14 protein-coding genes and 1 tRNA gene are annotated in these 18,889 nt (G+C 61.0%); 5 read left to right on the top strand and 10 right to left on the bottom strand.

Annotated elements, in window-relative coordinates; translation table 11 throughout:
• Positions 1-75: 75 nt before the first annotated feature.
• The 3 genes from preA to hydA form a co-directional block, all read right to left on the bottom strand.
• Complete coding sequence (preA, locus tag QRN41_RS03945; RefSeq protein WP_285421186.1) at positions 76-1,350, bottom strand: NAD-dependent dihydropyrimidine dehydrogenase subunit PreA; 1,275 nt, start codon at positions 1,348-1,350, stop codon at positions 76-78.
• Complete coding sequence (locus tag QRN41_RS03940; protein ID WP_034138649.1) at positions 1,350-2,717, bottom strand: NAD(P)-dependent oxidoreductase; 1,368 nt, start codon at positions 2,715-2,717, stop codon at positions 1,350-1,352. Before QRN41_RS03940 ends, preA begins: the two co-directional genes overlap by 1 nt.
• A gap of 147 nt (positions 2,718-2,864) precedes the next feature.
• Positions 2,865-4,304, bottom strand: coding sequence for a dihydropyrimidinase (gene hydA, locus QRN41_RS03935; RefSeq protein WP_167417910.1), 1,440 nt, complete (start codon positions 4,302-4,304; stop codon positions 2,865-2,867).
• Positions 4,305-4,895: 591 nt separating this feature from the next.
• Here hydA and QRN41_RS03930 point away from each other — a divergent pair.
• Positions 4,896-6,383 carry an NCS1 family nucleobase:cation symporter-1 gene (locus QRN41_RS03930; protein ID WP_167417909.1) on the top strand — a complete coding sequence of 496 codons (1,488 nt, stop codon included), beginning with the start codon at positions 4,896-4,898 and terminating at the stop codon, positions 6,381-6,383.
• A 24-nt stretch (positions 6,384-6,407) separates the two neighbouring features.
• The gene (locus tag QRN41_RS03925; RefSeq protein WP_167417908.1) at positions 6,408-7,691 is read left to right on the top strand and encodes a Zn-dependent hydrolase; all 1,284 of its coding nucleotides are present in this window, start codon (positions 6,408-6,410) and stop codon (positions 7,689-7,691) included.
• Positions 7,692-7,752: 61 nt separating this feature from the next.
• Here the strand turns inward: QRN41_RS03925 and QRN41_RS03920 are convergent, their stop codons facing one another.
• The 4 genes from QRN41_RS03920 to QRN41_RS03905 form a co-directional block, all read right to left on the bottom strand.
• A complete protein-coding gene (locus QRN41_RS03920) occupies positions 7,753-8,211 on the bottom strand; it encodes an REP-associated tyrosine transposase (protein ID WP_034098871.1) in 459 nt (152 codons plus the stop codon).
• A gap of 827 nt (positions 8,212-9,038) precedes the next feature.
• Positions 9,039-10,457 (bottom strand): efflux transporter outer membrane subunit, encoded by a 1,419-nt coding sequence (locus QRN41_RS03915; protein ID WP_094066499.1) that lies wholly within the window; start codon positions 10,455-10,457, stop codon positions 9,039-9,041.
• The gene (locus QRN41_RS03910; RefSeq protein WP_285421185.1) at positions 10,441-11,607 is read right to left on the bottom strand and encodes an efflux RND transporter periplasmic adaptor subunit; all 1,167 of its coding nucleotides are present in this window, start codon (positions 11,605-11,607) and stop codon (positions 10,441-10,443) included. The genes QRN41_RS03915 and QRN41_RS03910 overlap by 17 nt, the downstream gene beginning before the upstream one ends.
• Complete coding sequence (locus QRN41_RS03905; RefSeq protein ID WP_285421184.1) at positions 11,597-14,818, bottom strand: efflux RND transporter permease subunit; 3,222 nt, start codon at positions 14,816-14,818, stop codon at positions 11,597-11,599. The genes QRN41_RS03910 and QRN41_RS03905 overlap by 11 nt, the downstream gene beginning before the upstream one ends.
• A gap of 193 nt (positions 14,819-15,011) precedes the next feature.
• On the opposite strand from QRN41_RS03905, the gene QRN41_RS03900 reads away from it, so the two are divergent.
• Positions 15,012-15,422 (top strand): PA0061/PA0062 family lipoprotein, encoded by a 411-nt coding sequence (locus tag QRN41_RS03900; RefSeq protein ID WP_285421183.1) that lies wholly within the window; start codon positions 15,012-15,014, stop codon positions 15,420-15,422.
• On the opposite strand, the gene QRN41_RS03895 is transcribed toward QRN41_RS03900, so the two are convergent.
• The gene (locus QRN41_RS03895) at positions 15,419-15,571 is read right to left on the bottom strand and encodes a hypothetical protein (protein ID WP_167389900.1); all 153 of its coding nucleotides are present in this window, start codon (positions 15,569-15,571) and stop codon (positions 15,419-15,421) included. The two genes, QRN41_RS03900 and QRN41_RS03895, sit on opposite strands and share 4 nt — an antisense overlap.
• Positions 15,572-15,758: 187 nt before the next feature.
• Here QRN41_RS03895 and QRN41_RS03890 point away from each other — a divergent pair, with 187 nt between their 5' ends.
• Complete coding sequence (locus QRN41_RS03890) at positions 15,759-16,421, top strand: peptidase C39 family protein (protein WP_052198982.1); 663 nt, start codon at positions 15,759-15,761, stop codon at positions 16,419-16,421.
• Positions 16,422-16,469: 48 nt separating this feature from the next.
• On the opposite strand, the gene pbpG is transcribed toward QRN41_RS03890, so the two are convergent.
• On the bottom strand, positions 16,470-17,393 hold the full coding sequence (pbpG, locus tag QRN41_RS03885) for a D-alanyl-D-alanine endopeptidase (RefSeq protein ID WP_034114272.1): 924 nt from the start codon (positions 17,391-17,393) through the stop codon (positions 16,470-16,472).
• Positions 17,394-17,600: 207 nt separating this feature from the next.
• On the bottom strand, positions 17,601-18,455 hold the full coding sequence (gene folD, locus QRN41_RS03880) for a bifunctional methylenetetrahydrofolate dehydrogenase/methenyltetrahydrofolate cyclohydrolase FolD (protein ID WP_034098858.1): 855 nt from the start codon (positions 18,453-18,455) through the stop codon (positions 17,601-17,603).
• 275 nt (positions 18,456-18,730) lie between these two features.
• Between folD and QRN41_RS03875 the strand changes: the two genes are divergently transcribed.
• Positions 18,731-18,807: transfer RNA gene (locus tag QRN41_RS03875), tRNA-Arg, on the top strand.
• Positions 18,808-18,889: the final 82 nt, after the last annotated feature.

Genomic DNA, 18,889 nt, shown 5'->3' with positions numbered 1-18,889 from the left:
CACACTTGATCGCATTCATTCAGACAAACTCGGTCGAATGTGGGAGGGGGCTTGCCCCCGATGAGGCCAGAAGGGCTACACCGCCTCCCTGTACGGATTCCTCGGATCCTGCGTCCAATTCAAAAATGGCTTGCCCGTGTCGATGGGCACCATCTCAATGCAATCGGCCACCGGGCAGGTGATCTGGCACAGGTTGCAGCCCACGCACTCATCGTCGATCACCTCGTAAGTGTGGGTGCCGTCGGCCTGCTTGAGGCTGGCGATGGCCTGGTGCGAGGTGTCTTCGCAAGCGATGTGGCAGCGCCCGCAGCCAATACACGCCGCTTGATCGATCTTGGCGATGACTTGGTAGTTGATGTCCAGGTACTTCCAGTCCGTGGTATTGCCCACCGCGCGCCCGGAAAAATCCTGCAGGCTTGTGTAGCCTTGGCTATCCATCCAGCGCGACAACCCGTCCTTCATCTCTTCGACGATGCGAAACCCATGCAGCATCGCCGCCGTGCACACCTGCACCGCGCCGCAGCCCAGGGCCACGAACTCGGCGGCGTCGCGCCAGGTGCCGATGCCGCCGATGCCGCAGATCGGCAAGCCTTGGGTCTGCGGATCGCGGGCGATTTCTGCGACCATGTTCAGGGCGATCGGCTTGACCGCCGAGCCGCAGTACCCGCCGTGGGTACTCTGGGTGCCGACGGTCGGCAGGGCAACCATGTGCTCCAGGTCGACGCTGGTGATGGAGTTGATGGTGTTGATCAGCGACACCGCATCTGCCCCGCCGCGATACGCCGCCCGTGCCGCCACGCGGATGTCGGTGATGTTGGGCGTGAGCTTGACGATCACCGGCAACGAGCAATAGGTCTTGCACCAGCGTGTCACCTGTTCCACATATTCCGGCACCTGGCCCACCGCCGCGCCCATGCCGCGCTCGGGCATGCCATGGGGGCAACCGAAATTCAGCTCGATACCGTCGCAGCCGGTAGCTTCCACCAACGGCAGGATGTTTTTCCACGACGCTTCCACGCAAGGCACCATCAACGACACGATCAGCGCGCGGTCGGGCCAATCCTTTTTCACCTGGGTGATTTCCCGCAGGTTGATTTCCAGCGAGCGGTCGGTGATCAGCTCGATATTGTTGATGCCCAGCACTTCGCGGTTGGCGCCAAAATGGGCTGAGTAGCGGGACGACACGTTGACCGCCGCCGGGTCCTCGCCCAGGGTTTTCCATACCACACCGCCCCAGCCCGCTTCGAACGCGCGGACCACGTTGTAGGCTTTGTCGGTGGGCGGCGCGGAGGCCAGCCAGAATGGGTTGGGGGCTTTGATACCGGCGAACACAATCGAGAGATCGGCCATTACGCAGCCTCCACATTCAGCATGAGTTGAGCGTGCATGGCCTCGGCGGCCAGCTTGCCATGTTGCACCGCCTGCACGGTGAGGTCCTGACCAAGGCTGACGCAGTCGCCGCCGGCATACACCCCGGGAATACTGGTACGCAGGTGCTCGTCGACGAAGATTCGCTCGCCCACCCGGTGCAGTTGTTGAGCCAACGGATCGTGTAGCGCGTCGCCGTCGAAGCCTTGGCCGATGGCTTTGAAGATTGCATCGGCGGCCAGCTCGAACGTCTCGCCGGTAGGTTGCAAGCGGCCGTCGTGCATCTGGGTGCGGGCAAAGCGCATCCCCCGCACACGGCCTTGGTCGTCCAGCAACACTTCTTCGGGCATGGCCCAGGTCAACAGGCGCACCTGATTGGCCTTGGCGATGTCCTGCTCGTGGCCGGTGGCGCCCATGTCCGCCAGGCCACGGCGGTATACCAGGTTGACGTCGCGGGCGCCGAGGCGGGCCATTTGCACGGCCATGTCGATAGCGGTGTTGCCGGCGCCGAGCACGATGCAGCGGTCGGCCACGGGCAGTTGGGTGAGGTCTTGGGCCTGGCGCAATTCGCGGATGTAATCGGTGGCGGCGAGCAGGCCGGGGGCGTCCTCGTGGGGCAGGCCCAGTTGCTTGCTGGCGGCCAGGCCGAGGCCGAGGAATACCGCGTCGAACTGCTGGTGCAGTTCGCTCAGGGTCAGGTTGGCCCCCAGGCGCTGGCCATGGCGGATCTCGATGCCGCCGATTTGCAGGAGAAAATCCAGTTCCTTCTGGGCGAAGTCGTCCACCAGTTTGTACTTGGCGATCCCATATTCATTCAGGCCGCCGGCCTTTTCCCGCGCTTCGAAAATCACCACATCGTGCCCGTGCATGGCGCTGCGATGAGCACAGGCCAAACCGGCCGGCCCGGCGCCGACCACGGCGATACGTTTACCGCTGGGCGCGGCGCGCTGGAAGGGGTGTTCGCTGAAGTGGGCGTTGTCCAGCGCATAGCGCTGCAACAGGCCGATCAGCACCGGTGCGCACTCTTCGGCGTTGTTACGGACACAGGCTTGCTGGCACAGGATCTCGGTGGGGCAGACCCGCGCGCAGCTACCGCCGAGGATGTTGGCCGAAAGGATCTTCTGCGCGGCGCCCTGCACATTATCGGTGTGGATATTACGGATGAACGACGGAATATCGATCTCGCTGGGGCACGCGTTCACGCACGGCGCGTCGTAGCAATACAGGCAGCGCGAGGCTTCCAGGTGGGCCTGGCGCGCATTGAGCGGCGGCGCCAGGTCGGTGAAATGGCTGGCGAGGGTCGCGCCATCCTCAACGGGATGGGGGAGATGGGTCAGGGTCTGGATCACGGTGGTGGCCTCACGGTTTTTTTTTGGATTGCCTCTAAGTGGGCATTTTTTGTTGCTTGTACTGGCCTTATCGGGGGCAAGCCCCCTCCCACATTTTGATTGTGAATACATTCAAGTGTGGGAGGGGGCTTGCCCCCGATGACGGTTTCAGCGCTTCACAGCAATTGGCCTGGAATGCTCAGCCCGCTTGCTCAACTGCTCGAACACCGCCGGATACGCCGGCCGCTCCACATAGCGCCCGGCACCGCGCTCGGCGCGCAGGTCGCCATCGGCCCAGACCAACTTGCCCTGGCTGATGGTGTGGCTCGGCACACCGCGCACGGTCTTGCCTTCGAAGATGTTGAAGTCGACCTGTTGGTGGTGAGTCTTGGCGGAAATGGTGCGCGTGCCCTGTGGGTCCCACAGCACCAGATCGGCGTCGGCGCCCACGCGGATCGCGCCTTTGCGGGGGTAGAGGTTGAAGATCTTCGCGGTGTTGGTGGAGGTCAGCGCAACAAACTCCTGCATGGACAGGCGGCCGGTGTTGACCCCTTCATCCCACAGCAGCGCCATGCGGTCTTCGATCCCGGCGGTGCCGTTGGGGATTTTGCTGAAGTCGTCGCGCCCGGCGGCTTTTTGCTCGGCGCAGAAGCAGCAGTGGTCGGTGGCGGTGGTGTGCAGGTTGCCGGATTGCAGACCGTGCCAAAGCGCCTCTTGATGCCCGCGTGGACGGAACGGCGGGCTCATCACGTAGCCGGCGGCGGTATGCCAGTCGGGGTGCTGGTAGACGCTGTCGTCCAGTAACAGATGGCCGGCAAGGACTTCGCCATAGACCGGCTGGCCCTTGCCACGGGCGTAGGTGATCTCATCCAGGGCTTCCCGGGTGGACACATGCACCAGGTACAACGGCGTGCCGATGGTTTCGGCGATACGGATCGCCCGGCTGGCCGCTTCGCCTTCCACCTGGGACGGCCTAGACAGCGGGTGCGCTTCCGGCCCGGTGATGCCCTGGGCCATCAGTTTGCGTTGCAGGTGATACACCAGCTCGCCGTTCTCCGCATGCACGGTGGGGACCGCGCCCAGTTCCAGGCAGCGTTCGAAGCTGGCGACCAGGGTGTCGTCGGCCGCCATGATCGCGTTCTTGTAGGCCATGAAGTGCTTGAAGCTGTTGATGCCGTGGTGGCTGACCAGCTCGGCCATTTCCTCGCGCACCTGTTCGCTCCACCAGGTGATCGCGACATGGAAGCCGTAGTCGGCCGCCGATTTTTCCGCCCAGCCACGCCACTGGTGGAAGGCCTCCAGCAACGACTGCTGCGGGTTGGGAATCACGAAGTCGATGATCGACGTGGTGCCACCGGCCAAACCCGCCGCCGTGCCGCTGAAAAAATCTTCGCTGGCTACAGTGCCCATGAAGGGCAGTTGCATATGGGTGTGGGGGTCGATACCGCCGGGCATCAAGTATTGGCCGCTGCCGTCGAGCACTTCGGTGCCGGCGGGGACGTCCAAGTTAGAGCCAATGGCGCGAATTAGACCGCCTGCGCATAAAACATCGGCGCGGTAACTTTCATCATGGGTAATAACGGTGGCGCCACGGATCAACAGCGACATGTCGAGTTCCTCACAGGCTTGACCGGCTTGTGCCAGTTCTAAGTGTTGTAATGCTACGTGCCGAGGTCAGGTGTTATTCCTGACAGCGGTGACAGGAATAGAAACTAGCCCGAGTTTTTCGATTGGGCAAGGATATTTTTTATAAGCTTATTCTGTTAATAAGATATTGATATTTAAGTAAAAAATATTGAAATCACCAAAATGTAGCGGGCGTTCACCATTTTGACGCACTTGACAGGTTTGCAAACTGAGCAACATTTCTTATTGCAAATCAGGCGCTTGAGATATGCCGCTTGACGGGAATGAAAAATGAAAATAATTGTGTTGCACCAGATTGAGTCCGGTTGGTTCGGGCAACTTGCGTAATGCCTGAATAAATTCAGCAGCAAGTAACCGGGGCTCAATCGGAAAGTTGATAAACATCAGCACGTTATATAAGCGGTGAGGGCGCAGCGGCGGTCAACGGCACGAATATTGAGTGCAGTGGCGGCTGGCCGGGCCTGTGATGTCATATTGTTTACGAGGTACTCCGGCCATCTCCTGCGTTGCAGGGGGTGAGCAACAATAATTCGAAAAAACCGTGGAGCGGCCATGCAACAGAACAGATCGCAAGTCATTGAGCGCAACGGCCTGTACGAACTCGACGCCGGCCCCGACGTCCTCGACAGCCCTCGCTACAACCACGACATGGCACCGACCAAGGTGCATGAACGAACCTGGAACAAATGGCATATCACCGCGCTGTGGGTCGGCATGTCGATCTGCGTGCCGACGTACACCCTGGGTGGGGTGCTGACGGCGTATTTCGGGTTGTCGGTGGGCGAGGCGCTGATTGCGATCCTGCTGGCCAATATCGTGGTGTTGTTGCCGCTGACCCTCAACGCGTTTCCCGGCACTAAGTACGGCATTCCGTTTCCGGTGCTGCTGCGTTCCTCGTTCGGCATCCTCGGTTCCAACGTGCCGTGCCTGATTCGCGCGCTGGTGGCGTGCGGCTGGTTCGGCATCCAGACCATGTTCGGCGGCCTGGCGATTCACCTGTTCCTGGGCTCGATTTTCGAGGGCTGGAAGGCCCTGGGCGGCACCGGTGAAGTGATCGGGTTCATGATGTTCTGGACCTTGAATCTGTGGGTGGTGCTGCGCGGCGCCGAGTCGATCAAGCGCCTGGAAACCTTGTCGGCGCCGCTGCTGGTGGCGGTGGGCATTGGCTTGTTGGTGTGGGCGATGCCGAATGTGTCCATCAGCGAATTGATGGCGATCCCGCCCAAACGCCCCGAAGGCGCGAGCCTGACCGGTTATTTTATGGCTGGCCTGACTGCGATGGTGGGCTTTTGGGCCACCTTATCGCTGAACATTCCCGACTTCAGCCGCTATGCCAAAAGCCAGAAGGACCAGATCCTCGGGCAGATTTTCGGCCTGCCGCTGACCATGTTCTTGTTCGCCGCCCTCGGCGTAATCATGACTGCCGCTTCGGTAAAACTGGTGGGGGTGAGTGTGTCTGATCCTGTCACGCTGATCGGCCATATCCAGAGCCCGGTGTGGGTGGCCATTGCCATGGCGCTGATCATCATCGCCACGCTGTCCACCAACACCGCGGCCAACATTGTTTCGCCCACCAACGACTTCCAGAACATCGCGCCCAAACTGATCAACCGCACCACCGCAGTGATCCTCACCGGCCTGGTGGGGCTGGCGCTGATGGCCCATGAGCTGCTCAAGAAGCTCGGTTTGATCGTTTCGGATGTGAGCCTGGAGACCGTGTATTCCAACTGGCTGCTGGGCTATTCGAGCCTGCTGGGACCGATCGCCGGGATCATGGTGGTGGACTATTTCATCACCCGCAAACAACAACTGGACCTGGCCGGCCTGTACCGCGATGACGTGTATCCGGCGTGGAACTGGAGCGGGTTTATCGCCTTTGGTGTGCCGGTGGTGCTGACCTTGCTGGCCTTGGGCAGCGATGCGTTCAGCTGGTTCTACAGCTATGGCTGGTTCACCGGCTCGGCGTTGGGCGGGCTGTTGTATTACGGCCTGAATGCCAAGCGCGGGGCCAGCCCGGTGGTCATCAAAGTCAATTCATAAGAAATACAGCCTGAGGAGATCCCCATGAACGCTGCCCTCGACGTTCTGCAATCGGCCCACCCGCATATCAACCGTGACCGCCTGTGGCAGTCGCTGATGGACCTGGCCAAACTGGGCGCCACGCCCAAGGGCGGCGTGTGTCGCCTGGCCCTTACCGACCTTGATCGCAAGGCCCGCGACCTGTTCGTGCAGTGGTGCGAAGAGGCCGGCTGTACGGTCAGCGTCGACGGCATCGGCAATATTTTTGCCCGTCGCCCAGGGCGCAACCCGGACCTGCCACCGGTGATGACCGGCAGCCATATCGACACCCAGCCTACCGGCGGCAAGTTCGATGGCTGCTTTGGTGTACTGGCCGGCGTGGAAGTGCTGCGTACTCTCAACGACCTCAAGATCGAAACCGAGGCGCCTCTGGAAGTGGTGGTGTGGACTAACGAGGAAGGCTCGCGCTTTCCGCCGTGCATGATGGGCTCCGGGGTGTTCGCCGAGAAATTCACCCTGGCCGATACCCTGGCCAAGGTTGACGCGGAGGGCGTCAGTGTGGGGGAGGCGTTGAACGCGATTGGCTACGCGGGAACTCGTCCCGAGAGCGGGCATAAAGTCGGCGCGTATTTCGAGGCGCATATCGAACAAGGGCCGATTCTGGAGGATGAGAAAAAAACCATCGGCGTGGTACTCGGCGCCCTCGGGCAAAAGTGGTTTGACCTGAAACTGCGCGGCGTCGAAGCCCATGCCGGGCCGACACCGATGCACCTGCGCAAGGACGCCCTGGTCGGCGCCGCAGCGGTGGTGGCGGCGGTGAATGCGGCAGCGCTGGGGCATCAACCCCACGCCTGCGGCACCGTAGGTTGCCTGCAGGCTTATCCGGGGTCACGCAACGTCATCCCCGGTGAAGTGCGCATGACCCTGGACTTCCGGCACCTGGAACCGGCGCGTTTGGACTCGATGATTGCCCAGGTGCGCCAGGTGATCGAAGACACCTGCGCCAAACACGGGTTGAGTTTCGAGATGGAACCCACGGCTGACTTTCCGCCGTTGTACTTCGACAAAGGTTGCGTCGAGGCGGTGCGTAACGCGGCGAACGGCCTGGGCCTGTCGAATATGGACATCGTCAGCGGAGCAGGGCACGACGCAATTTTCGTCGCCGAACTGGGCCCGGCGGGGATGATCTTCGTCCCGTGCGAAGGCGGCATCAGCCATAACGAAATCGAGAACGCCGCGCCGGATGATTTGGCGGCGGGGTGTGCGGTGTTGTTGCGTGCCATGCTGGCCGCTTCAGCCGCCATCGCCAGCGGCAAACTCGCCGCTTGAAATGCGGGTAAAAAATGTGGGAGGGAGCAAGCCCCCTGCCACATTTGGACTGTGCATGACGTTAAACCCAGATCGCATCCCACAGTGGGTAGTCGCCAATCCGCTCGACCAGACCCGCTCGCAATGGATTAGCCACCACATACCGGGCCATTTTTACCAAGTCATCGTCCTTGCGAAGGGCCCGATCATGAAAGCTCTCTTGCCAGAGCCGGCCCTTGCGACCACTCAGGCCATTGACGGTCCTGGTGCTTTTTGACTTCACCTGGCACATCAAGTCCGCCAGCGAGCCTTTTTTCAGTTCAAGCAACCAATGGAAATGGTCCGGCATGATCACCCATGCCAGAGAGTTGGCCAGCCCTTGGTACTGGGCTAAGCGAAATTGCCAGACCACCAGGCGACCGAGGTGGAAATGGCTGAATATCGGTACGCGTTCGTGGGTATTGGTGGTAATGAGGTAGATGCGGCCCGGCTCGCTGAAGCGGCCTATGCGCAGGCGGTGTGAAGCGGGTAGATCTGCCATTCCCTGGCCCCTCTTTAGATGTGCTTTGAGAGGCTAGATTGGTAAGCAGGAGGCTGAGGGGCAGGCTTTTGGCAGGATGTGTCTGGAAGGCCGCCATCGGGGGCAAGCCCCCTCCCACATTGGTTCGGCGGCGCTTATACATTATGTGTCTGACACAGGATCAGTGTGGAGGGCGGCTTGAATCCGGTATTTCAGTAGCTGATTCACCGCCATCGGGGGCAAGCCCCCTCCCACATTGGTTCGGCGGCGCTTATACATTATGTGTCTGACACTGGATCAGTGTGGAGGGCGGCTTGAACCCGATATTTCAGTAGCTGATTCACCACCATCGGGGGCAAGCCCCCTCCCACATTGGTTCGGTGGCGCTTATACATTATGTGTCTGACACAGGATCAGTGTGGAGGGCGGCTTGAGCCCGGTATTTCAGTAGCTGATTCACCACCATCGGGGGCAAGCCCCCTCCCACATTGGTTCGGTGGCGCTTATACATTATGTGTCTGACACAGGATCAGTGTGGAGGGCGGCTTGAGCCCGGTATTTCAGTAGCTGATTCACCACCATCGGGGGCAAGCCCCCTCCCACATTGGTTCGGCGGCGCTTATACATTATGTGTCTGACACTGGATTAGTGTGGAGGGCGGCTTGAATCCGATATTTTATTAGCTGATTCACCGCCATCAGGGGCAAGCCCTCTCCCACATGCGGTTCTGCGGAGTTCATGCATTGTGTGGCTGGCGCGGGACCCATGTGGGAGGGGGCTTGCCCCCGATGGCTTTATTTCATTCACAGCATCATTAACTGACATCACCGAGCTGTGCTTGCCCCCGGTCAAGCTCCAGGCTGCCAACCGCCGCCCAGGGCGGTGATCAAGCCGACGCTCGCCTGCAACTGGCGTGTCTGCACTGCCTGCAATGTCCGCTGCGCCTGCAACGCCTCAGTTTGCGCGGTGACCACATCCAGGTAACTCACGGCGCCTGCCTGATAGCTGTTCATCGCCAATGATTGCGTATGCTGCGCCGCGTCCGCCGCCGCCTGTTCATCCTGCGCTTGCTGCTGCAAGTCCCGCAGTTGCGCCAAGTTGTCTTCCACCTCGCGTACGGCCTTCAACACCTGGCTGCGATACTGCGCCGATGCCTCTTCGAACTCGGCCTTGGCCTGGCGTTCGTTGGCGCTCAAGCGCCCACCGTCAAGGATCGGCAGGTTCACCAACGGCCCCAACGCCCAATACCGATTGCCGGCCGAGAGCAGATTGCCAACGCCTTGGGTCTGCCCGCCGATCAAGCCGGTCAAGCTGAAATCCGGATACCACGCCGCCTTGGCCACGCCGATGTTGGCGTTGGCGGCAAACACCCGGCGCTCTGCTGCGGCGATATCTGGGCGGCGTTGCAACAGCTGGCTGGGCAGTTGCGAGGGAATTGCCGGCAGGGCAATCAGTTGCGCAGTGGGCGCTAGGGTGAAGTCACTGGCCGCTACACCGATCAATTCTGCGAGCGCATGTTCGATGAGGTTGCGTTGCCCGCGTACGTCATCAAGTTGAGCGCGGGCTTCGGACAGTTGGTTCTGGGCGCGGGTCAGGTCCAACTCCGAGGCGATCTGACCTTCGTAGCGGCTGCGGGTCAGTTGCAAGGCTTGGCTGAAATCCTCCAGGGAGCTGTTGAGGATGCGCGCCTGGGCATCCAACCCATTGAGCTGTACGTACAAGGTTGCCAACTGGCGTTGCAGGCTCAGGCGCGCCACTGCTAGATCGTCGCCGGACGCCTGGGCCTGGGCGTCACCGGCGGCGACCTGGTTGCGGATTCTGCCCCAGAGATCCAGGTCGTAACTCAACGAAAAACCCGCCGTATTGCTGTTGTACACCGACGGTTGTGTAGTCCCCCGCAACGGCCGCGAATCCGACTGCCGCTGGCGCAACGGTTGCGCGCTGGCGTTGATCTGTGGGAACAGCCCCGCGTGCAGTTGGCTGGCATATGCCTGGGCCGCATCGAAGTGCGCGAGCGCCGCCGCCAGGTCCGGGTTGGCCTGGAGCAGTTGCTGTTGCAGGTGATCCAGCGTCGCGTCGTGGTAGAGCGTCCACCACTGCGCTGCCAGTTGGTCGTTGGGTTGTGCGCTATGCCACGGGCCTGTGCTGGTCTGTTCGCGGTAATGGGCCGGCAACTCCAGCGCCGGCGTGGTATAGCCGGGCGCCATGGAGCAGCCTTGCAAGCCCAGCAGCACCAGCGCGGCGAGCGGTTTAAGCCTTGGGCGCATGTGCACCTCCGGCGGCGGCCAGTTGTACCGGGTCGCCTTCCCGCAGGGCGTCGGGCGGGTTGTCCACTACACGGTCGGCAGCGTTGAGGCCCTGGTCGATCACCAGCCGATCGCCCAGGTCCAGGCCGATATGGATGCTTTGCAGGTGCACATGATTGTGCCCGTCCAGCATCGCCACCTGGGTGCCTTGGGCGCGGAAGATCAGGGCGCTGGCGGGGATGCTCACGCCATGGGTGTCCGCCGGGATCGGCAGGGTGGCTTCGGCATAGTCGCCGGGCAGCAGTTCGCCGTTGGGGTTGTCCGCGACAAATTGCGCGAGCAGCGTACCGGAACGCTGATCGATGGCGGTGGAGTCGCCGATCAACCGCGCCTTGAAGTGCATGCCGGGGTGCTCGGGCACGCTCAACTCGGCTTCCAGGCCCGGATGGATCACTGCGGCGTAGTTCTGCGGCACCGGTACATACAGGCGCAACTGGTGGGTGTCGGCAATGTTGAACAGCTCCGGATCGCTGTCGGTATCGGCCTTGATCAGCTGGCCGATATCGGTATTGCGTGCGGTGATGGTGCCGGCGAACGGCGCGCGCAGGGTCTTGTAGCTTTGCAGTGCCGACAACCGCGCAACGTCTGCAGCGGCGGCCTGGACGTTGGCCTTGGCCGCCGCCGCGTTGGAGGTTTTCTCATCGGCTTCCTGACGCGATACCGAATGGCTGGCCAAGAGGTTTTGCCAGCGCGTCGCGGTGGTCGCTGCAAGGTGCGCGTTCGCCTGTTCCTGAACCAATCGCGCATGGGCCTGGACCAGTTGTTGATCGAGGTCGGGGCTGTCGATTTCGGCCAGCACTTGCCCGGCCTTTACCTGGCTGCCGATGTCGACCTTCCAGTCCTTCAGGTAACCGCTGACTCGTGCATGAATCGGTGCGGTGCTCCAGGCTTCCAGGTGCGCGGGCAGGCGCAGAGTGTCGCCGGCGGCATTGTGTTGCGGTTGGAATACGCTGACATGGGGAATGGCAGCGGCCTGGGTCCAGGCGCTGACCGACTGTGCGTGCAGCGTACGGGCATGCAAGCCGTTGGCGACCAACAGGGCGGCCAGGGTCAGGCCGCCGACACCCAGGAGCATCAGGCGCTTGCGCGAGGGTTTTTGATCAGACGACATGGGGCGTTTCTCCAGCAGTGGCGCGAGTAGGGTGACGACCGTGGACCAGGCTGAAGACCACGGGTACAAACAACAGGGTGGCGGTGGTGGCGAGAATCAGGCCGCCGATCACGGCGCGGCCCAGGGGCGCGTTCTGCTCCTCGGACAGGGCCAGGGGCAGCATGCCGATGATCATCGCCAAGGCGGTCATGCACACCGGCCGGAAACGCGTGTAGCCAGCCTCCAGTGCGGCTTTCAAGGCATCGCCGTGTTCGGCCAGGCGTTCCCGGCAGAAACTCACCACCAGGATCGAGTTGGCGGTGGCCACGCCCATGCACAGGATCGCGCCGGTCAAGGCCGGCACCGACAATGAGGTGCCGCTGAGAAACAGCATCCACACGATCCCCGCCAAGGCCGCCGGCAGGGCGGTGATGATCACGAACGGGTCGACCCACGACTGGAAGTTGACCACGGTCAGCAGATAGATCAGCACCACCGCGCCGAGCAGGCCAAAACTCAGCCCACTGAAAGCTTCATGCAGCGCATCGATCTGCCCATGCAGGCTGATCGTTGCGCCTTTGGGGCGCATGGACGCGGTGTCGTCCAGCACCTTTTGCACGTCACGCGCCACGCCGCCGAGGTCGCGACCTTGCACATTGGCGTATAGGTCCAGGGTTGGTTCGATGTTGTAGTGGGTCACCACCGCCGGGCTTTGCACGCGGGAGATGCTTGCCACGCCGCCGAGGATCTGCGACTGGCCGCTCGCGCCGGTCACTGGCAAGGCTTCCAGCGACGGCAGGCTGTCCAGCCGATATTGCGGGGTGGCGGCGACGATGGAATAGGACACACCGTTGGCCGGGTTGAGCCAGAACGTCGGCGCAATCTGCGAACTGCCGGCCAGTGATGCGACCATGCTGTTGGTTACGTCGCGCTCGGTAATGCCCAGGCCGTTGGCGCGCAGGCGGTCGACATTCACCTGTAACGACGGGTAGCCGGTGGACTGTTGGATGCGCAGATCGGCGATGCCCGGAACGTGTTGCAGGCGGCGTTCCAGCTCCAGCGCGTAGGCGCGGTTTTCAGCGTCGTTGCGCCCGGAAATTTTTACGTCCAGGGGCGCCGGCGCGCCGAAGTTAAGGATCTGGCTGCTGATGTCCGCCGGCAGGAATGCGAAGTGGCTGCCGGGAAAGCTTTGCGGCAAGGCTTCACGCAGTTTTTTCACATAGTCGGCGGTGGGCGCGTGGTGTTTTTTCAGGGTGACTTGGATATCGCCATCCTGCGGCCCGATGGTGCCGCTGCTGCTATAGGCCATATCGATGCCGCTCAGCGGAATGCCGATATTGTCGACGACGGTGTCCAGTTCTTCGGCGGGAATGATTTCGCGAATCCGCGCTTCGATGCGGTCGAAGGCGGCGGCGCTTTCTTCGATGCGCGTACCCAGCGGCAGGCGCACGTGCAGGGCCAGCGCACCGGCATCGGTTGCCGGGAAAAAGTCCTGGCCCAGGCTGGGCAACAGCAGGAACGAGGCGAGTACACAGGCGAGAAAACCCACGATAAAGCGCTTGCGGTTGCTCAGGGCCAGTGTCAGCAAACCATGGTAGGTGTCGCGGATATTCGAGAAGTGGCGCTCGAAACCTTGTTGGAAATTCAGCACGGCCTGCAGCGCGACATTGCGTGGCTTCTGGTGCTGCTCGCCCTCATGGTGGTTGATGAATTCATCTTCGGGATGGTGCCCTGCGCCCTGTTCCGGTGTGTGCGGTTTGAGCAGAAACATCGCCAGCGTCGGCACCAGGGTGCGCGACAGAATGAACGAACTGGCCATGGCAAAAATCACCGCCAGCGCCATCGGCCGGAACAGATAACCGGCGATGCCTTGCAGCAGAAACATCGGCACGAACACGATGCAGATGCACAGCAGCGAGACGAACGCCGGGCCGACGATTTGCGCGGCGCCATCAAGAATCGCAGCCTTCACCGCCTTGCCTTGTTCCAGGTGCCAATTGATGTTTTCGATGGTCACCGTGGCGTCGTCCACCAGGATCCCCACCGCCAACGCCAGCCCGCCTAAGGTCATGACGTTGAGGGTTTGCCCGGTAACCGCCAGCAGCGCAATGGCTGACAGCACGGCCAGGGGAATCGATACCGCAATGATCAGCGTGGAGCGCCAACTGCCGAGGAACAGCAGGATCATCGCGCTGGTCAGCAGTGCAGCAATGATGCCTTCCTGGGCGACGCTGCCCACCGATTGCTTGACGAACACCGAGGCGTCGCCCAGCAGCGAAGTCTTGAGTGACGGTGGCAGGGTTTCATCGATGCGCGGCAACATCTGGCGGATGCCGTCGATGATCGACAGGGTGGAGATACTGCCGTTTTTCAGCGCCGGCATCAGCACCGCACGATGGCCGTCGACGCGCACGATATTGGTCTGCGGCGGCGAACCGTCGCGCACATGGGCGACCTGGCCGATGGTAATCAGCGCACCGTCGACGGTCTTGATCGGCAGGTTGTTCAGCTCATCGATGGCCTTGGGGCTGTTATTGAGCAGGATTGTGTATTCGTCGGTGCCGAGTTTGGCGGTGCCTACCGGAATGATTTGATTCTGCAAGGCCAGCGCCGTGCCCACGTCCTGGGCCGACAAGCTCTTGGCAGCCAGCGCCTGCGGGTCGAGGTCGAGGGTGATCTGGCGTTGCTTGCCGCCCATCGGGGTCGGCATCGCCAGGCCGGGCAGGGCGCTGAGGGGCAGGCGGATATTGTTCTGCACCAGGTCGCGGATCTTGGCTTCCGACAGTGTCGGGCTGGAAAACGCCATTTGCAGGATGGGCACGGTGGAGGCGCTGTAGTTGAGGATCAGCGGCGGCGTGATGCCGGGCGGCATCTGCTTGAGCACGGTTTGTGATACCGCCGTGACCTGGGCGTTGGCGGTGCGGATATCCACGCCAGGCTGGAAGAAAATCTTGACGATGCCCATGCCGGGCAGCGATTGAGACTCGATGTGTTCGATGTCGTTGACGGTGGTGCTCAGGGAGCGTTCGTAGGTGTAGATCACCCGACCGGCCATAGCATCCGGCGACAGACCGTTGTATTGCCAGACCACAGCCACTACGGGAATGCCGATATCCGGAAAAACATCGGTGGGTGTGCGCAGGGCCGCCATCGGCCCGATGATGCAAATGAATATGGCCAGCACGATAAACGTGTACGGCTTGTGCAGTGCGGTCTTTACCAGCCCGAGCATGCGTGGATCTCCAACAGAGCAAGGATTGCAAACCCCGGCAGTCTTGCCCGACCCACCTAACACGCACCTTTCAGCCAGGTGAAGGAACATTTAGGTAAGCGCTGAAGATCGTTTCATAGGCTTTCATTTGTTCCAGGCGTAGCGGCTGCTCAAGCTTGTAGCCCATCGAATGTACGATCCAAGGAGCGCTGCCATGTCACTTAAACCGTTTTTATTGATCCCCGCCCTGAGCGCCGTATTGCTGTTATCGGCCTGTGCCGGGCCGATGCCCAAGGCGGACCCGAGCGAGGCCTGGATCGGCCTTAAAGAGGAAGCGCCCAATGACCTGCTGGCCGAACGTGTAGACGGCAAGCGCGTGGACGACGGACGCTTCTTCGAGGTGACACCGGGGGACCATCGCTTGGACGTGACGCTGTTCGAGGACGAACCCGGTGACGACAATCAGCAAGACTGCCAGGGTCGTGTCCATTACAAGCATTTCAAGGCGGGCGAGCACTACACCTTGGTGGAGTCCAGCCTGGGGATGACCGTACGCGCCACCCTAAAGGATGCACAAGGTCACGAAGTGGCGACGACACAGGACTTCAATTGCATGCCTGGTTAAGCGTGACGCACCACCGCTTTGTGAGGCTTAGCGGGTTTGACGTGGGGGTGATGGTGCCGGCGGGTAATGCGCAACACCCCCCACAACATGGCGCCGGCTACCGCCAGCCAACCGCAGATCAACAGGAAAATCGTTGTTGCAAGGCTCATTTGGGCCTCCTTCGCCCCGCAGGGGGCACACACAGTCTTCTCAATGGACAGTCTAGCTACCTGGCGGTTGCCTGCTATTGACCAATGGTCGTGTCTGTCCAACGAGTTCGCTATATCCAGGCCCGACAGAAACGTGATTGGGCTATGATCAGCGCCCTCACCGACGTCTGATCAAGAGAGTAGAAAAGTGCGGTTACGGTCGAATCTCCCAACGTCCCTGCTGCTGGCCTTCACCTTGGGGCTCACCGCGTGTGCCGGGCACCCCTCAAAACTAGCGGGCCTGCCTGAGCGGGTCGAACTCAATGGCGTGCCGACCTTTCGCAGCGAGGTCTATCAAAGCGGCCCTGCTGCATTAGCCAGCATGCTGTCGCAACAAGGCATTGTGATGACACCGGGGCTGCTGGATAAACCGCTGCATTTGCCTGGCGGCGAGGCAAACCTGGAGCGCACGATGCCGCAATTGGCGCGCGAATATGGGCTGATGGTGTACCCGTTGGAGGCCAAGTTGACTGCCGTGCTGGCGCAGGTGGCCGCAGGTTATCCGGTGATGGCACGCCTCGGCGGCGGGCTCTGGTCCGATGCGCGGTATGTCGTGGTGGTGGGCTTCAATCAGCAAAAGAGCACGGTGTTACTGCGCTCGGGCATGGACCGGCGGCTATTGATGAGCTTCAGCGATTTTGAATCGAAATGGGCCAGTGCCGGACATTGGGCGATCCTCACCCAGCGCCCGAGCCAGTTGCCGGCCAATGTGGATGCGCAGCGCTGGCGCGAGGCGGCCGATGCCACGGCCCAGGCCGGGCAGGAGCGGGCGGCGGCGCAGGCGCTTAAAGTCTTGGCGGATCACCGATAACAATGGGGGCAGGGCGCAGAGCCCCTCCCATCGGTTCTTCGGTGTTATTCAGCGCCGGACCTCGGCGGCATTCGCGCGGTTTTTCAGGTTTTTGTCGGCTTTGTAGCGCAACGCGACATCCGGCACCGCGCCGCCCTTGCCGGTCTCGACCCAACTGCGGATACGGCTGGCGTCGGCGAAGTGGGTGTACTTGCCGAAAGCATCGAGGATCACCAGCGACACCGGTCGGTTGCCCATGCTGGTCACCAGCACCAGGCAATGGCCGGCTTGGTTGGTGAAGCCGGTCTTGGTCAGCTTGATATCCCAGTTGGCGCGGTTGATCAGATGGTCAGTGTTGGAGAAACCCAGGGTGTAGTTGGGCTTGCGGAAGGCTACGGTCTTTTCCTTGGTGGTGCTCAACTGGCTCAGCATCGGGTACTTGCGCGCAGCGGCCAACAGCTTGCTCAAGTCGCGAGCGGTGGATACGTTGTGGATCGACAGGCCAGTGGGTTCGACATAGTGGGTGCTGGTCATGCCGAGGGCCTTGGCCTTGGCGTTCATTGCCGCGATAAACGCCGAATAGCCGCCCGGATAGTGGTGGGCCAGGCTGGCGGCGGCACGGTTTTCCGAGGACATCAGGGCGATCAGCAGCATTTCTTTGCGCGGCATTTCGCTGCCGATCTTCACGCGGGAGAACACACCTTTCATTTCTGGCGTATCGGTGATGTTGATATCGATGTACTCGTCCATGTTTTGCTTGGCTTCGAGGACGATCAGACCGGTCATCAGCTTGCTTACAGACGCAATGGGCACCACCACGTCGGGGTTGCTGGCATAGATGACTTTGTTGGTTTGCAAGTCGACCAGCATGGCGCTGCCGGAAGCGATTTGCAGTTTGGAAGGATCGCGGGGCGCCAGGGCGGTTTCGGCGGCGTGCGCGATAGTGCCTGTGAATGCGAAAAATAGGCTGATGATGGAAAGACGAATTTTCACGCGGATGAACTCGCTAAAAAGTAAGAAATACCGTTAGGAAAACGGGTTTTTGATAAATGGCGTTACATTTTAGGAGTATGGATCAGAAACTGTCGAATGTTCTTACAGAACCAGACGAAAGTGCTTAAAAACAAAGAAAAAACAGGTTTTATTCCGGCTAATAAAAAGCCCCGCGATAAGGCGGGGCTTCTTCAGTACATGCGGTTATTAATCGTGCAGGGTTTCCGCGGCGTACAGGGTATTTTCCAGCAGGCAGGCGCGAGTCATCGGGCCGACGCCGCCTGGCACCGGCGTGATCCAGCCGGCGCGGGGCAGTGCGGTGTCGTAGACTACGTCGCCCACCAGCTTGCCGTCTTCCTGGCGATTGATGCCGACGTCGATAACGATTGCACCCTCTTTGATCCACTCACCTTTGACCAGGCCCGGCTTGCCGGCGGCAACCACCACCAGGTCGGCGCGTCCGACGTGGCCGGCGAGGTCCTTGGTGAAACGATGGGTCACGGTCACGGTGCAGCCGGCCAGCAACAGCTCCATGGCCATCGGGCGACCGACGATGTTCGACGCGCCCACCACCACGGCATCGAGACCGTACAGGTCGACACCGGTGCTTTCCAGCAGGGTCATGATGCCTTTGGGGGTGCAGGGGCGCAGCAGCGGGATGCGCTGTGCCAGGCGCCCGACGTTATAAGGATGGAAACCGTCGACGTCCTTGTCCGGGCGAATGCGCTCAAGCAATTTGGACGCGTCCAGGTGATCCGGCAGGGGCAGTTGCAGTAGCACACCGTCTATCGTCGGGTCCTCGTTGAGGCTGTCGATCAGGTCGGTCAGGGCCTGCTGGGTGGTCTGCGCGGGCAGGTCGTAGGCCTTGGAAATAAAGCCGACCTCTTCACAGTCTTTACGCTTGTGCGAGACATAAACCTGAGACGCAGGATCGCTGCCGACCAGGATCACCGCGAGTCCCGGTGTGCGCAGGCCTTGCTGGCTGCGCTCTGCGACCCGTTTGGCGATCTGCTGGCGCAGGCTGGCGGCGATTGATTTGCCGTCGATAAGTTGTGCAGTCATTACGCGTGATTAACCATCGAGAGGGGGAAGAAAAGTGCGCGCATTCTCGCACGCCAAGACGTGAGGGCAAAGGCGCTTGGTCTGCAAATTGCCCTAACTCCTTAAATAAAATGAATTTTTTTCAAAAAAGATTTGACGGGTTTCAGAGCGCTCTATACTATTCGTCGCACTTGTCGGGCACAGCCTAGCACTGGTTAAGAAGGTCAAGCAGAATCACTGTTCTGTAAGGCTGGAAGCATTTAGTTTGTAATCCTCCAAGAGTACAGATTAATAAGGCGCCCGTAGCTCAGCTGGATAGAGCATCCGCCTTCTAAGCGGATGGTCGCAGGTTCGAGTCCTGCCGGGTGCGCCATTAGGCAGCTTTGGCACAAGTAGCGCTATATGGTGGGCGTAGCTCAGTTGGTAGAGCACGGGATTGTGACTCCCGTTGTCGA

It is taken from the genome of Pseudomonas sp. efr-133-TYG-23 (assembly GCF_030209215.1).
Taxonomy (GTDB): domain Bacteria; phylum Pseudomonadota; class Gammaproteobacteria; order Pseudomonadales; family Pseudomonadaceae; genus Aquipseudomonas; species Aquipseudomonas rhodesiae.
The sequence above is the reverse complement of the archived record's forward strand: the minus strand, read 5'-3'. Positions and strand labels throughout refer to the sequence as shown.

Coding starts and splice junctions, on each gene's coding strand:
- folD (WP_034098858.1), bottom strand. CDS start 18,455: ATGACTGCACAACTTATCGACGGCAAATCAATCGCCGCCAGCCTGCGC.
- QRN41_RS03900 (WP_285421183.1), top strand. CDS start 15,012: ATGTCACTTAAACCGTTTTTATTGATCCCCGCCCTGAGCGCCGTATTG.
- QRN41_RS03915 (WP_094066499.1), bottom strand. CDS start 10,457: ATGCGCCCAAGGCTTAAACCGCTCGCCGCGCTGGTGCTGCTGGGCTTG.
- QRN41_RS03895 (WP_167389900.1), bottom strand. CDS start 15,571: ATGAGCCTTGCAACAACGATTTTCCTGTTGATCTGCGGTTGGCTGGCG.
- QRN41_RS03920 (WP_034098871.1), bottom strand. CDS start 8,211: ATGGCAGATCTACCCGCTTCACACCGCCTGCGCATAGGCCGCTTCAGC.
- QRN41_RS03910 (WP_285421185.1), bottom strand. CDS start 11,607: ATGTCGTCTGATCAAAAACCCTCGCGCAAGCGCCTGATGCTCCTGGGT.
- preA (WP_285421186.1), bottom strand. CDS start 1,350: ATGGCCGATCTCTCGATTGTGTTCGCCGGTATCAAAGCCCCCAACCCA.
- hydA (WP_167417910.1), bottom strand. CDS start 4,304: ATGTCGCTGTTGATCCGTGGCGCCACCGTTATTACCCATGATGAAAGT.
- QRN41_RS03905 (WP_285421184.1), bottom strand. CDS start 14,818: ATGCTCGGGCTGGTAAAGACCGCACTGCACAAGCCGTACACGTTTATC.
- QRN41_RS03930 (WP_167417909.1), top strand. CDS start 4,896: ATGCAACAGAACAGATCGCAAGTCATTGAGCGCAACGGCCTGTACGAA.
- QRN41_RS03925 (WP_167417908.1), top strand. CDS start 6,408: ATGAACGCTGCCCTCGACGTTCTGCAATCGGCCCACCCGCATATCAAC.